General features: G+C 49.7%; 11 protein-coding genes. 6 read left to right on the top strand and 5 right to left on the bottom strand.

The genetic code is table 11. The annotated features are described in order from the left end of the window. Positions 1–122 precede the first annotated feature (122 nt). The 5 genes from SHEWMR4_RS04995 (at position 123) to carB (ending at position 7207) form a co-directional block, all read left to right on the top strand. Positions 123–932: a M48 family metallopeptidase gene (locus SHEWMR4_RS04995; RefSeq protein WP_011621754.1), complete on the top strand. Its 810-nt coding sequence runs from the start codon at positions 123–125 to the stop codon at positions 930–932. Between the two features lie 192 nt (positions 933–1124). Further along, positions 1125–1742, top strand: a complete 618-nt coding sequence (locus tag SHEWMR4_RS05000; RefSeq protein ID WP_011621755.1) for an FKBP-type peptidyl-prolyl cis-trans isomerase — start codon at positions 1125–1127, stop codon at positions 1740–1742. A gap of 72 nt (positions 1743–1814) precedes the next feature. After that, positions 1815–2627, top strand: coding sequence for a 4-hydroxy-tetrahydrodipicolinate reductase (dapB, locus tag SHEWMR4_RS05005; RefSeq protein WP_011621756.1), 813 nt, complete (start codon positions 1815–1817; stop codon positions 2625–2627). A 167-nt stretch (positions 2628–2794) separates the two neighbouring features. Beyond that, a complete protein-coding gene (gene carA, locus SHEWMR4_RS05010; protein ID WP_011621757.1) occupies positions 2795–3955 on the top strand; it encodes a glutamine-hydrolyzing carbamoyl-phosphate synthase small subunit in 1161 nt (386 codons plus the stop codon). A 27-nt stretch (positions 3956–3982) separates the two neighbouring features. Further along, positions 3983–7207, top strand: coding sequence for a carbamoyl-phosphate synthase large subunit (gene carB, locus SHEWMR4_RS05015; RefSeq protein ID WP_011621758.1), 3225 nt, complete (start codon positions 3983–3985; stop codon positions 7205–7207). An 81-nt stretch (positions 7208–7288) separates the two neighbouring features. On the opposite strand, the gene SHEWMR4_RS05020 is transcribed toward carB, so the two are convergent. After that, the gene (locus tag SHEWMR4_RS05020; protein ID WP_011621759.1) at positions 7289–8056 is read right to left on the bottom strand and encodes a substrate-binding periplasmic protein; all 768 of its coding nucleotides are present in this window, start codon (positions 8054–8056) and stop codon (positions 7289–7291) included. A gap of 250 nt (positions 8057–8306) precedes the next feature. Then, the gene (locus SHEWMR4_RS05025) at positions 8307–9395 is read right to left on the bottom strand and encodes a methyl-accepting chemotaxis protein (RefSeq protein ID WP_011621760.1); all 1089 of its coding nucleotides are present in this window, start codon (positions 9393–9395) and stop codon (positions 8307–8309) included. 588 nt (positions 9396–9983) lie between these two features. On the opposite strand from SHEWMR4_RS05025, the gene SHEWMR4_RS05030 reads away from it, so the two are divergent. Continuing rightward, positions 9984–11117 carry an endonuclease/exonuclease/phosphatase family protein gene (locus tag SHEWMR4_RS05030; protein WP_011621761.1) on the top strand — a complete coding sequence of 378 codons (1134 nt, stop codon included), beginning with the start codon at positions 9984–9986 and terminating at the stop codon, positions 11115–11117. Between the two features lie 40 nt (positions 11118–11157). Here SHEWMR4_RS05030 and SHEWMR4_RS05035 read toward each other — a convergent pair whose 3' ends face one another. From SHEWMR4_RS05035 to SHEWMR4_RS05045, 3 genes are all read right to left on the bottom strand, one after another. Continuing rightward, positions 11158–11973, bottom strand: coding sequence for a DNA-binding domain-containing protein (locus SHEWMR4_RS05035; protein WP_011621762.1), 816 nt, complete (start codon positions 11971–11973; stop codon positions 11158–11160). After that, the gene (locus SHEWMR4_RS05040) at positions 11970–12851 is read right to left on the bottom strand and encodes a DUF692 domain-containing protein (protein WP_011621763.1); all 882 of its coding nucleotides are present in this window, start codon (positions 12849–12851) and stop codon (positions 11970–11972) included. The genes SHEWMR4_RS05035 and SHEWMR4_RS05040 overlap by 4 nt, the downstream gene beginning before the upstream one ends. An 83-nt stretch (positions 12852–12934) precedes the next feature. Then, a complete protein-coding gene (locus tag SHEWMR4_RS05045) occupies positions 12935–13387 on the bottom strand; it encodes a hypothetical protein (protein ID WP_011621764.1) in 453 nt (150 codons plus the stop codon). Positions 13388–13685: the final 298 nt, after the last annotated feature.

Genomic DNA, 13685 nt, shown 5'->3' on the forward strand with positions numbered 1-13685 from the left:
GGCTTTAAGGCAAGTGCTGAATGTCGTTTGGCTTCTGCTTGCTATCTCAGTAAAATCTTAATCATGATTAGTTGAGTCACTTGGCTGCGAGGTTCGGCCTCGTTCGGATTAAGGAGTTCCCTATGAAAGCAACATCACTCGCCTTAGTGGCGATTGGACTTACGTTAGGATTATCGGGCTGCGCGACCACTAAATCGCCCACGGGGCGTGGCCAAACCTTGCTGTATTCGGCTTCGCAGATGCAGCAAATGGGAGATGCTTCTTTTGAAGAAATGAAAAAGCAGCAAAAGATCAGCAGTGATAAAAAGCTCACCCAGTACGTAAATTGCGTGGCGAATCGCGTCACCGCTGTGCTGCCCGATCAAAGCCAGAAGTGGGATGTCGTCTTGTTCAACTCCGAGCAAGTGAACGCCTTTGCATTGCCCGGCGGGCACATTGGCGTGTATACGGGCTTATTAAAAGTCGCGAGCACTCCAGACCAACTGGCGACCGTATTAGGCCATGAAGTGGCCCACGTCTTAGCCCAGCACGGTAATGAGCAGGTCTCACGGGCGCAGATGACGGGCATGGGGATGCAAATCGCCGATGCCGCCCTTGGCGCGAGCGGCGTCTCAAACCGTGACTTATATATGTCGGCCTTAGGACTGGGAGCGCAGGTTGGGGTGATTTTACCCTTTGGCCGCGCTCAGGAGAGTGAGGCGGATGTGATGGGGCTGGAGTTGATGGCACGGGCAGGGTTTGACCCCGCCCAGAGCGTGGTGCTTTGGCACAATATGTCGAAAGCGGGCGGTAGCCAAGGGCCAGAGCTGTTATCGACGCACCCATCAAACAGCAACCGCATCGCCCAACTCGAGCAATTACAGGGGCAAATGCAGCCTTTGTATCAGAGCGCAAAGGCGAGTATCAAAAACCAATGCGTGTTGCCTAAATAGTCATTCAGAGCGTGGCGCTCGTTTAAAGGCAGGCCTTATCTTGCCGCAATTAGGCGCTATTGCTGGATAAATACGCATCGGTTACGTAAAATCGCCGCCAAAGTTAAATAAGCAGTCAGTTTATCAGCATAGGGCGTGGAACTATGGTAAACTGGCGCGCAAAATTCCATTGAACATTGAGAGTCGTTAATTATGTCTGATAAATTCAGTACTGTTGAACAGCAAGCAAGCTATGGTGTAGGTCGTCAAATGGGCGAGCAACTGGCTGCTAATTCTTTTGAAGGTGTGGATATTGCTGCCGTTCAAGCAGGTTTAGCCGATGCATTTGCTGGCGTTGAAAGCGCTGTATCTATGCAAGATATGCAAGTTGCATTCACTGAGATCAGCCGTCGTATTCAAGCGGCTCAAGAGCAAGCTGCTGCTGCCGCTTCTGCTGAAGGCGAAGCCTTTTTAGCTGAAAACGCTAAGCGTGCCGGCGTGACCGTGACTGACTCTGGTCTGCAATACGAAGTATTAGTTCAAGGTAGCGGTGCAAAACCAACCTACGAAGACACTGTGCGTACTCACTACCATGGTTCTTTCATCAATGGTGATGTGTTCGATAGCTCTGTTGTTCGTGGTCAACCAGCTGAATTCCCAGTATCTGGCGTTATCGCTGGCTGGACTGAAGCGCTGCAACTGATGCCAGTTGGTACTAAGTTAAAATTATTCGTTCCACATCACTTAGCTTACGGTGAGCGTGGTGCGGGTGCTTCTATTCCTCCATACTCAACCTTAGTGTTTGAAGTCGAGTTATTAGACATCGTCTAATGTGATCGAAACGCCTAAGCCAGTCTTAGGCGTTTTTGTATGGAAGTGATGAACAGGTTTGAGGAGATTGAAATGGGTGGACAAGTGAGAGTTGCAATTGTCGGTGCGGGTGGACGCATGGGACGGACTCTTATTGAATCGGCTTATCATCAAGAGCACATTCGCTTAGGTGCCGCTATCGAGCGTCCTGGTTCAAGCTTAGTTGGCGTGGATGCGGGCGAGCTTGCCGGTGTCGGCAAGTTAAATGTCCTAGTGATGGATTCGCTCGACTATGCGACCGATGACTTTGATGTGCTGATTGATTTTACTGCGCCAGAGGCCAGTATTGTCCATTTAGACTGGTGTGTGCGCCATAAGAAAGCCATGGTGATTGGCACAACTGGTTTCAATCATGCTCAAAAAGAACAGATCAATGCCTTTGCTGAGCAAACGCCGGTAGTGATGGCGCCGAATATGTCTGTGGGTGTCAATCTGATGTGGAAATTGCTCGAACTGGCCGCTGAGGTCATGGGCGATTACACCGATATCGAAATTATCGAAGGTCACCACAGACATAAAAAAGACGCGCCATCTGGCACTGCGCTAAAAATGGGTGAAGTCATCGCTAAGACCTTAGGTCGCGATCTCGAAAAATGCGCCGTCTATGGACGCGAAGGGATCACTGGCGAGCGTGACCGTGAAACGATTGGTTTTGCGACTGTGCGCGCGGGCGACTTAGTCGGTGAGCATACCGCCATGTTTGCCGATATCGGTGAGCGTTTGGAGATCACCCATAAAGCCTCTAGTCGTATGACCTTTGCTAACGGCGCTATGCGTGCCGCCCATTGGTTAGTGGAGCAAAAACCGGGTCTGTATGACATGCAGCAGGTATTAGGTTTGAATTAAAATAAAAAACGCCATTTGGCGTTTTTTTTTGCACTCAGATGCCAAAGTGTAGACGAGTTCGAGTTTATCCTGTAAACTCGCTGGAATTTGTCAAAATTTCGTAAATCAGCGGAAATTGGTATCTTAATACAACATAAAAACATTATATTTCAGTGGCTTGGCTCTTTATGGAGGTCGCGTTGACAAAGTCTGCCTTACTCGTACTCGAAGATGGAACCGTATTCACTGGCACAGCGATAGGTGCCGATGGTCTCTCTGTTGGTGAAGTTGTTTTTAACACTTCGATGACTGGATACCAAGAAATTTTAACTGATCCCTCTTATTCACGCCAGATTGTAACTTTAACCTACCCCCACATTGGTAATACTGGTACCAATAATGAAGACGTCGAATCCAATGGGGTTCATGCTTGTGGTTTAATCATTCGCGATCTTCCGCTTATAGCAAGTAGTTTCCGTAATCAACAAACTCTCAGCGATTATCTCAAAGCAAACAATGTTGTTGGCATAGCAGATATCGATACTCGTAAATTAACTCGAATCCTCCGTGAAAAAGGTGCCCAAGCGGGTTGCATCATGGCGGGTGCTGACTTAGATGAAGCCAAAGCACTTGCTGCTGCTAAAGCCTTCCCGGGTTTAAAGGGCATGGATTTAGCGAAAGAAGTGACTACCGAGACGGCCTATCAATGGCGTAAAGGTAGTTGGCGTTTGGTGGGCGGTTTGCCTGAAGACACGCCAGCTGAAGCGCTGAAGTACAAAGTGGTTGCCTATGACTACGGCGTTAAGCAAAACATCCTGCGCATGTTGGTTGACCGTGGCTGTGATGTCACAGTGGTTCCTGCAAAAACATCGGCTGCTGAAGTGTTAGCGATGAACCCAGACGGTGTGTTCCTCTCTAACGGCCCTGGTGACCCAGAGCCATGTGATTACGCCATCGAAGCGATTCAACAAATCCTGAAAACCGATACGCCGATTTTTGGTATCTGTTTAGGCCACCAATTACTGGCATTGGCATCAGGCGCGAAAACCTTAAAGATGAAGTTTGGTCACCACGGTGCTAACCACCCAGTGAGCAATATCGAAAAAGGTAACGTGATGATCACCAGCCAAAACCACGGTTTTGCTGCCGATGAAGCCACATTACCTGCCAATATCAAAGTGACCCACAAGTCACTGTTCGATGGTTCACTGCAAGGTATCCATCTGACGGACAAACCTGCGTTCAGCTTCCAAGGTCACCCTGAAGCGAGCCCTGGTCCGAACGATGCGGCCCCACTGTTCGATCACTTTATCGAGCTTATTGAACAATACCGTCAGAACGCTAAGTAATACGCAAGCTAGGAGAAGAGAGAAGCAATGCCAAAACGTACAGATATAAAGAGTATTCTTATCCTAGGTGCAGGCCCGATTGTCATTGGTCAGGCGTGTGAGTTCGACTATTCAGGCGCTCAAGCCTGTAAAGCCCTGCGTGAAGAAGGTTACCGCGTCATTCTGGTGAACTCTAACCCTGCCACCATTATGACCGACCCTGAAATGGCCGATGCCACTTACATCGAGCCAATCCAATGGGAAGTGGTACGTAACATTATCGCTAAAGAACGTCCTGATGCGATTCTGCCAACCATGGGCGGTCAAACCGCGCTGAACTGCGCCCTTGAGCTTGAAGCCAAAGGCGTACTGGCTGAATTCAACGTTGAAATGATCGGTGCAACCGCCGATGCGATTGATAAAGCAGAAGACCGTAGCCGCTTCGACAAAGCCATGAAGAGCATTGGCTTAGAGTGTCCACGCGCGGGCATCGCCCACAGCATGGAAGAAGCCTATGGCGTGCTCGACCTCGTTGGTTTCCCTTGTATTATCCGTCCATCATTCACTATGGGTGGCTCAGGCGGTGGTATCGCCTACAACAAGGAAGAGTTCGAAGAAATCTGTTCTCAAGGTTTAGATTTATCGCCAACCAAAGAGCTGCTCATCGACGAGAGCTTAATCGGTTGGAAAGAATACGAGATGGAAGTGGTTCGTGACCGTAACGACAACTGTATCATCGTGTGTTCTATCGAAAACTTCGACCCAATGGGCGTGCACACTGGTGACTCTATTACCGTTGCGCCAGCACAAACCCTGACAGACAAAGAATACCAACTGATGCGTAACGCCTCTATGGCAGTACTGCGTGAGATTGGTGTTGAAACCGGTGGTTCGAACGTACAGTTTGGTATCAATCCGAAAGATGGCCGTATGGTGATCATCGAGATGAACCCACGCGTATCACGTTCATCGGCACTGGCGTCTAAAGCGACAGGCTTCCCGATTGCGAAAATCGCCGCCAAGTTAGCGGTCGGTTTCACCCTCGATGAGCTGATGAACGACATTACTGGTGGCCGTACGCCAGCGTCATTCGAGCCAGCCATCGACTACGTCGTGACTAAAGTACCTCGCTTTAACTTTGAAAAATTTGCCGGATCAAACGATCGCCTAACCACGCAGATGAAGTCAGTGGGCGAAGTGATGGCAATTGGCCGTACTTTCCAAGAGTCACTGCAAAAAGCCCTGCGCGGTTTAGAAGTGAGCCGTCACGGCTTTGACCCAATCACTGACTTAACCAAACCCGATGCCTTAGCGCGCATTCGCCTCGAGCTGAAAGAGCCAGGCTGTGACCGTATTTGGTACATTGCCGACGCTATGCGTGCGGGTTTAACCCTGGATGAAATCTTCCGTTTAACCAACATCGACCCATGGTTCTTAGTCCAGATTGAAGAGCTGATTAAGCTGGAAGGCCAAGTGGCCGAAGGCGGTTTAGCCGGTCTTAACGAAGAGCTGCTGCGTAAGCTTAAGCGTAAAGGCTTTGCCGATGCGCGTCTGGCAGCGGTCCTTGGCGTAAACGAGACTGAAGTCCGTAAACTGCGTGACCGTTTCGATATCCACCCAGTTTACAAGCGCGTAGATACCTGCGCGGCTGAATTTGCCACCGACACCGCTTACATGTACTCAACCTATGAGGAAGAGTGTGAAGCGAACCCATCTGACCGTGAGAAAATCATGGTGTTAGGTGGTGGTCCAAACCGTATCGGTCAAGGTATCGAATTCGATTACTGCTGTGTGCACGCGGCATTAGCCCTACGTGAAGACGGTTACGAAACCATCATGGTGAACTGTAACCCTGAAACCGTTTCTACCGACTACGACACTTCAGATCGTCTGTACTTCGAGCCTGTTACTTTAGAAGACGTGTTAGAAATCGTCCGTATCGAGAAGCCAAAGGGCGTTATCGTGCAGTACGGTGGTCAAACTCCGCTGAAACTGGCTCGCGCCCTTGAGGCGGCGGGTGTGCCAATTATTGGTACTAGCCCAGATGCGATTGACCGTGCTGAAGACCGTGAGCGTTTCCAGCAAGCGATTCAACGTCTGGAAATGAAGCAGCCTGAAAACGATACAGTCACCACCGTTGAAGGTGCTGTGATTGCCGCCGAGCGTATCGGTTATCCATTAGTTGTTCGTCCATCCTACGTACTGGGCGGCCGCGCGATGGAAATCGTTTACGACCAACAGGATTTACTGCGCTACTTCAACGAAGCGGTAAGCGTATCTAACGCTTCGCCAGTACTGTTAGACCACTTCCTAGACGATGCTATCGAAGTGGATATCGACGCAGTATGTGACGGTGAAACCGTAGTTATCGGCGCGATTATGGAGCATATCGAGCAGGCGGGTGTTCACTCAGGTGACTCTGGCTGTTCGCTGCCTCCTTACACCTTAAGCCAAGCTATCCAAGACGAAATGCGCGTGCAAGTGCGTAAGTTGGCGATGGAGCTGGGTGTTGTCGGTCTGATGAACGTACAGTTTGCCGTGAAGAATAACGAAATCTACATGATTGAAGTTAACCCACGTGCAGCGCGTACCGTGCCATTCGTATCGAAAGCGACAGGCGTGCCGTTAGCTAAGATTGCCGCCCGTGTGATGGCGGGTCAAAGCTTGAAGGCGCAAAACTTTACTGAAGAAGTGATCCCACCTTTCTACTCAGTGAAAGAAGTGGTACTGCCATTTAACAAGTTCCCTGGCGTTGACCCACTGTTAGGCCCAGAAATGCGCTCAACAGGTGAGGTGATGGGCGTGGGCGATACCTTCGCCGAAGCCTATGCTAAGGCGCAGTTAGGTGCGACTTCTGAAGTGCCTAAGTCTGGTCGTGCTCTCTTGTCTGTGCGTAACAGCGACAAGAAACGTGTTGCCGACTTAGCCGCTAAGTTGATTGAGCTGGGTTATCAAATCGATGCCACCCACGGTACTGCGGTTATCCTAGGTGAAGCGGGTATCAACCCACGCTTAGTGAACAAGGTACACGAAGGCCGTCCACACATTCTTGACCGCATCAAGAACGGTGAATACACCTATATCGTGAACACCACCGAAGGCCGTCAAGCGATTGAAGACTCTCGTCAATTACGTCGCGGTGCACTGCGTTACAAAGTGAACTATACCACGACCATGAACGCAGCATTCGCCACTTGTATGGCACACGCTGCGGACGACCGCACTAACGTGACGTCAGTGCAAGAGCTGCATCAGCGCGTATTGGCAAAATAAGCCTAAGCTTCTGTCATCAAAAGGCCGGATAACCTAGTTATCCGGCCTTTGTTTTTGTGCTCAATACGTTGCGCTATAGCTTTATTGTCCAACGCGCTCGGTTTCCATTGGCGGCGCGTCATTGGGCAGCCAGCGGTGATAGATTTGTGCAAAGGTGCCATCGGCCTTGATGTTGATAAGTGCCTCTTTCCACTTATCGACTTCCTCCGTTGGTGTTCCCTTCGAAAAAGAAATGTACAGATGATTTTCGTTGATCGTGTAGAGGGATTTGACGTCATCCATACTCGCGCCCGCTTCGGCGAGAATACTCGGTGCGGTGAGGTTAGTATTGCACCATAAATCGATACGCTTTTTCATTAGTTGCTTTGCGCTCAGTAGCGGCGTGGTAGAGGGCGCAATATTCATAAACTGATGATCCATTAATAATTGCTCTTCCACGGAAGAGCGATACACCCCCACGGCCTTCGCCTGCTTGGCATCATCAATCGAGTTAATCTTGAGTTGACTGTCTTTTAGGGCGTAGAAGTTAATGGTCCCGGTGGCGATAGGACCAATCATGCTGAACAGTTGTTCCCGTGCAGGCGTTCTGGTCATGGCAAACAGCACAGTATTAGGCTGTTCTGTCATGATTTTCCATCCGCGTGCCCAGGGAACGACCTTGATGGGATCCTGATTATTCACGCGCTTTTGAATTTCTTGCACCACTTGCACCGCTAAACCATCGGGTTTACCGTCGACTGAAAAGCTAATGGGAGCCCATTCTTCGGTATAGATACTGAGGGCGGCAAGCGCTCGATACGGAAGAATACACAGGCAAATCATGACGAGTAGATGTGTGGCAAACTTCATTAATAATCCCAAAAATGAAACTGTTATCAGCAAGTCTCACTGCATGCTCTCAATGAAGTAAAGTTGATAAGCCCTAGGCTATCAAGGAGGCTCTGGGGTATTTGTAGGCTTTGATGGCGCAATGGCTCTTGCAGGCAACGGCAAATAGATAGTGAATTTCCCTTACTACGAGTGCAGGAGCGGGAAGGGAAGAGAGACTTAGCAATAAAAAGAGCGCCCAAGGGCGCTCATCTCTGCTGACACTCGCGAGTTACTGGCGATACACATCTCGCAGTAGATTATCGAGGCAAGCCACAACCCGCATACTCGAGTCTTCCATAGCATGTAACTGCTTTACCATGTCTGCTAAGTTGCCTTTCTGTTTTGCAGCCAGCGCCGCTTTACCCGCATCGTGCACAGCCTTATGGGGAGCGTCGAGGGCTTTAAAGTTGCTTAAATGCTGATAATTTTCCGCGCCAAATCCTTTGAAATACCATTGACCCAAGCGGCACTCTGTATGGGAGTTCACACTGTGGTTATGTTGATTCTTCTCAATTAATTGATACACATGGCTCTTCCATACCGCGTGGTCGAGTTTAGTGGTATTTAAAAAAGATGCGGTCGCCGCATTGTGGATCACCTGCTGCATTTTGTGAGAACGTTGAAGTACATCTTCAACCACTTGGCCGATTTGAGTCGAAGAAGAGGCGACATCGAGGGCACTGTTTTGATTGTTATGCACAATTTCTTTGATATTCGACGCCTGTGCCACAATCTGCTTTACCAGTTTTTCAATTTGGCTACTGGCCTCGTGGGCCTTGCTCGCTAATTGCCTGACTTCGTCGGCGACCACGGCAAAGCCTCGGCCCGCTTCTCCCGCACGAGCCGCTTCGATGGCGGCATTGAGGGCGAGTAGGTTGGTTTGCTCTGAGATGCCTTGAATGGCGGAGACAAACTGATTAATCGATGAGGTAGTGTTATTCAGCTCGGTTACGGCATCCATACTGTTGGTGGCTTGCTCGTTGATGTCAGTCGCGCGGCTGCCTAAATTGGCAATTGCTACCCGTGTTTGATCAAATATTTTATCTAATTCAGACAGCGCAGCCTGTTCTTCTGTGAGTAATTCGGCGCTGCTGGCTAGGCCTTCTCTCACTGCATTTAGCATCTCGCCGCCTTGGTTTTGGCAGGCGATGACTTCGCTATACAGATCAATATGCTGACGGGACTGTTGCTGCATGGCCTCGTTTTCTCGGGCCATGTTTTTTAACTCTTCAATTTCCAATTCGTGTCTGTGTTGTTGATCCATCAGCCGCTGTTTAAGCGCTTCGTTTTCTGCTTTGAGTTTGGAATGAAACCACATAAAAACCTCTAAACCTTTGTCGATATTGTTATGGCAGCAGCTTGTTCGCCCGTTAATGGGCGATTCCTGTGAGGCAGGTGTTAAATCAAAATGCGGCTAATAAAAGCGTAACTTACCCTAGGGTTTTATTCTTATCATTTTATTAATAAACAACAAATTTATGAACTGGCGCAAATATCCGACCTCAACCTGATGGGGGAAATAAGCGATAAGTTTGATAGTGCCTTGCCTTCCGATTGTGGTTTTAAGCTATCGCACAAACCTGTGCGCCACCACTGCATCTCTAAGGACGTTGTAACTATTCTGTTCACTGTAACCGACCTATGCCGTTGGTAAATCGAGTAATATAGTCGCAATATTAAATGGACGAGATGCCCAATGATATCGGCTATTAAGCTGATAGCGGCGTCAATGGTAAGTGAGCAATAACACGGCTGATTGATGCTGAGATCGATTTAGGTATAACCTTGTTTCTGATGGGGTAAGAGTGTGTCTATCGCCTAAGCTTTGGGCGAGTAACCGTTTCGAGTCTGCATCTATTTAAATCGCTTATTGATAGCGATGATTTGGCTTAAGAGGAATCATATTGTGGCGCAGCATTCCCCAGAACCGTCGAGCTCGGCGAATACAACACAATCGAATATCAAAATTGCGACCGTGAATCTATTTAACTTTATCGAGCCGCCCTCTGCCTTTTACGATTTTGAGAATATCTATAGCCACGGCCAATGGCAGAAAAAGTGCCAGTGGTTTAGCGAGTTATTGAATCAACATCATCCGGATATTGTCGGGTTTCAGGAGGTGTTTAGCCCCGAACCGTTACGCCAGCTTGCGTTGCAGCAGGGACTCACTCACTTTGCGGTGGTCGATAGTGCGACCTTAGTCAGTGACTATATCTACCAAAGCCCTGTGGTGGCGTTAGCGTCTCGCTTCCCTATCCTTGAGGTACACGCTATCGAACCAGAGGTGCACTTAGTGGCGGCGATGGGTCTGTCGAGCGAATTTAGCTTTAGCCGTAAAGTGTTACGGGCGACAGTGGCGGTGCCGCAGATTGGCCCCTGTGATTGCTATGTGGTGCATTTTAAATCTAAGCGGCCAGGATTGGCCTTAGAGCCGCATCCCTTGGGCTTGTCGTTAAATGCGCCGTCGGATCTTAAGTTACACGCCGAGACTAAGCTATTAACCGAACAAGCTCTTGGTCGCTGGGCCTCGACCATGCAGCGGGGCGCCGAGGCGGCGTTGCTGTTCCATGCCATACTCGCCAGAAGACAGAGTGCCAAATATCCAGTGATCCTGATGGGGGATTTTAACGATAGTTTGTCCTTAGGCGCGCTGGATGCGTTAACGCTCCAAGGCGAAGCGCTGCACAGTAACGATATTAAAGCCGCAGGGCTTGGGCATTTATCCGATGCGGCGTTAGCGCAAGTATTTGCCCACTATCGATTACAAGATGCCTATGAGCTGTTTATCGAAGCCAATTTAGCCGATAACGCCGTCCATTACCGTGAGCATAGGTCGCCCACCCATTACTATGGTCCTAAAGGATCAGTGCTGGATTATGTGTTGCTCTCCAATGAGTTTGATGCCAGCGATAGCCGCAGTTTGGCGCAGGTGGTGGATTATCAGACCTGCGATAGACACTTAGTCAGGCCCGAATATGAGCGCGATGCCTATAGTACCGACCATGCGCCCGTGATAGTGGAGTTGGCACTGCGGCGTTAGCGGTTAGAGCAGTTGCTAGCTGTACATAACGGCAGATGCCTTAATCGTTCGGCTGAACACTCAATATCAAGCCTAATTGAAACCAAGCTTGCAGCGCTTGCAACAGCTGCTGCATGGCCTCTTCTGGCGTAAAAAAGTTCAGCATCAATTCACATTGCTCGGCAATATTGGCGCCGTGAATAAATCCTTGAATTAAGGCTAATTGGTATTCTGCAAGGGAGATAAACTCCGTTAAACGATTCTCGCCGCGCCAGAGTAACCAAGCGTGTTTACCTTGATAATCGGGCGCGGGTGGGACTTGTTGATGCTTTAAGGCTTGCCAGGTTTCGACCGCATTGCTGGCACACTCAAAAAGCTGCACGCTAGGGTGAAAACGCAGTTGGCAATAGGGCCAAGCATCGGCGGGTAAGGATTGCAGCGCCGCAAAACTTGCGCGCTGTTCATCTTTAGCATCGAAGGCATTGAGTAGGCGGCGCTCGAATCTCGCGATATCGCTGATAATCGGATACTGACTAAAAAAAGCGTCGCTGGCTAAGTAGCCGGGCAGGGCATCGGCAAATTGGCGTAACGAAGTAAAACGTGAGGGCTGGTGGGCGATATAGCCATTGGCCATGCGTGCGAATAAGTCATCGCCTAAATACAGACCGAGTATTTCATGGTCGGTATCGAGGACTTCGGTTAAGCGAATGCGATAGGCATTGGCGTAAATCTGCATGCGGATATCTCGGCCAACGCCGCCTTGCTCGGCAACTTTGTCACTAAAGGGTTTCTCTATGGTTTCTGGTATTGGCGTTTGGGCGGCGCTTGCCAGCAGATAATCCATAAATTGCTGTTGGATCTCGCGAAGTTGACTCATGCCACCGTCTCCTGCCGCGGTCTGTAAACCAGAGGGTGGGACTCACCTAAGCTGGTGCGGGCGATGTTGCGGGCAATTGCTAACTCGGCTTCTAACGCATTAAATTCGGGGATATTGGCATCGCGCTCAATCATAGTGCTGACACCACCAAAGCGGGTTAATGCCTGCCGATACAGCTCCCAGACACTGGGGCAAACGTCGTGATCATGGGTGTCGATAACATAGTCGCCGTAATCCGAGTGGCCCGCTAGGTGAAATTGTTGCACCCGGTTAGGCGCGATTTGCAGCAGATAATCCTCAGGGGGAAACTGATGGTTACGGGCGCTGACATAGATGTTGTTGATGTCTAACAGTAATAGGCAATCAGCCTCCTCGGCTACCGCATTAACAAATTGCCACTCATTCATGGTGGAGTCTTGGTAGGACAAATAGCTGGAGACGTTCTCCATTAGAATGCGGCGGCCTAAAAAGTCCTGCACTATGCCGATGCGCTCGGCCACGTGTCTCACGGTTTCTTCGGTGTAGGGTAGGGGCAGTAAGTCATGGCTATTGATGCCGTGAATGGAGGTCCAGCAAATATGATCCGAAATCCATTGGGGCTGCACTTCATTCGCGAGTTGTTTGAGCGCCTTGAGATAATCCATATTCAGCGGATCTGTGCTGCCGATGGATAAAGAAACGCCGTGCATCACCAGCGGATAACGCTCGGCAATCTCACTCAGGTAATAGCGGGGTTTTCCGCCCGCGACCATAAAGTTTTCCGAGAGTATCTCGAACCAGTCGACCTCGGGTTGATGCCTAAGCACATGGTCGAAGTGCTGGGTTCGCAGCCCTAAACCAAAACCTAGGGTAGGGTGAGTGAGACGCTGTTTATCCATGTATCAACCTCATGATGACTGAGTGGCTGAAGCGGCCCAGATTCCGACCGCTTCTTCCTCTGTACCAAGCTTGCGGATAAGCCTTAGGCGCCGACCTTGCCACCTAAGTCGCCACAGGCTTTCGCTGGGGTAGCTACAAAACCACTGCCTTTACAGCTGGCGTGTCCGGCGCAGGCATTGTCTGCTGTTTTACAGTCATTATGGCCTTTGCAGGTATTAATGCCATAGCAGTGCACTAGCTCGGTATTGGCGATTTTGCCCACCCAATCATCGGCCACTTTGCCACCGACATCACCACAACTCTTGGATGGCATAGCCACAAATCCACTGCCTTTACAGCTGGCGTGTCCGGCGCAGGCATTGTCTGCGGTTTTACAGTCGTTATGGCCTTTACAGGTATTCACGCCATAACAGTGGACGAGGTCGCTACTGTCTGCGCTGGTCATAGGTTCTGCTGCATTCACTTGGCTTGCCATACCGGCCATGGCCATAGCAAGTGCTGCACCTGAAAGTGCGGTTTGGGCTTTCTTATTCATGGTCTCTTCCTTTGCATTCTGACTACATGAGTCATCTTGTTGATTAGCTTGCTTTTATAACGACAGCACCAATAGGCAGCATATAAAGCGGATGGATAAACACAGGAATAAGCCTAGTTGCTTGTGCAGCTTTTGCTTAAGTCCTGTTACTGGGATAAGACCTTAAGGGGCTAGAATATCTTTCAGCGAAATCCTGTTTATCTCGTCGAAAATCGTGCTGGTTTGCCAAAAATCGGCTGTGACAAGTGGGTTTTGCGGCGAAAACTAAGCTATGATCGCCATCACTTAGCGCGGCACT

Source organism: Shewanella sp. MR-4 (assembly GCF_000014685.1).
Lineage (GTDB): Bacteria > Pseudomonadota > Gammaproteobacteria > Enterobacterales > Shewanellaceae > Shewanella.

Coding starts and splice junctions, on each gene's coding strand:
- SHEWMR4_RS05040 (WP_011621763.1), bottom strand. CDS start 12,851: ATGGATAAACAGCGTCTCACTCACCCTACCCTAGGTTTTGGTTTAGGG.
- dapB (WP_011621756.1), top strand. CDS start 1,815: ATGGGTGGACAAGTGAGAGTTGCAATTGTCGGTGCGGGTGGACGCATG.
- SHEWMR4_RS05025 (WP_011621760.1), bottom strand. CDS start 9,395: ATGTGGTTTCATTCCAAACTCAAAGCAGAAAACGAAGCGCTTAAACAG.
- SHEWMR4_RS04995 (WP_011621754.1), top strand. CDS start 123: ATGAAAGCAACATCACTCGCCTTAGTGGCGATTGGACTTACGTTAGGA.
- SHEWMR4_RS05035 (WP_011621762.1), bottom strand. CDS start 11,973: ATGAGTCAACTTCGCGAGATCCAACAGCAATTTATGGATTATCTGCTG.
- SHEWMR4_RS05020 (WP_011621759.1), bottom strand. CDS start 8,056: ATGAAGTTTGCCACACATCTACTCGTCATGATTTGCCTGTGTATTCTT.
- carA (WP_011621757.1), top strand. CDS start 2,795: ATGGAGGTCGCGTTGACAAAGTCTGCCTTACTCGTACTCGAAGATGGA.
- SHEWMR4_RS05000 (WP_011621755.1), top strand. CDS start 1,125: ATGTCTGATAAATTCAGTACTGTTGAACAGCAAGCAAGCTATGGTGTA.
- SHEWMR4_RS05045 (WP_011621764.1), bottom strand. CDS start 13,387: ATGAATAAGAAAGCCCAAACCGCACTTTCAGGTGCAGCACTTGCTATG.
- carB (WP_011621758.1), top strand. CDS start 3,983: ATGCCAAAACGTACAGATATAAAGAGTATTCTTATCCTAGGTGCAGGC.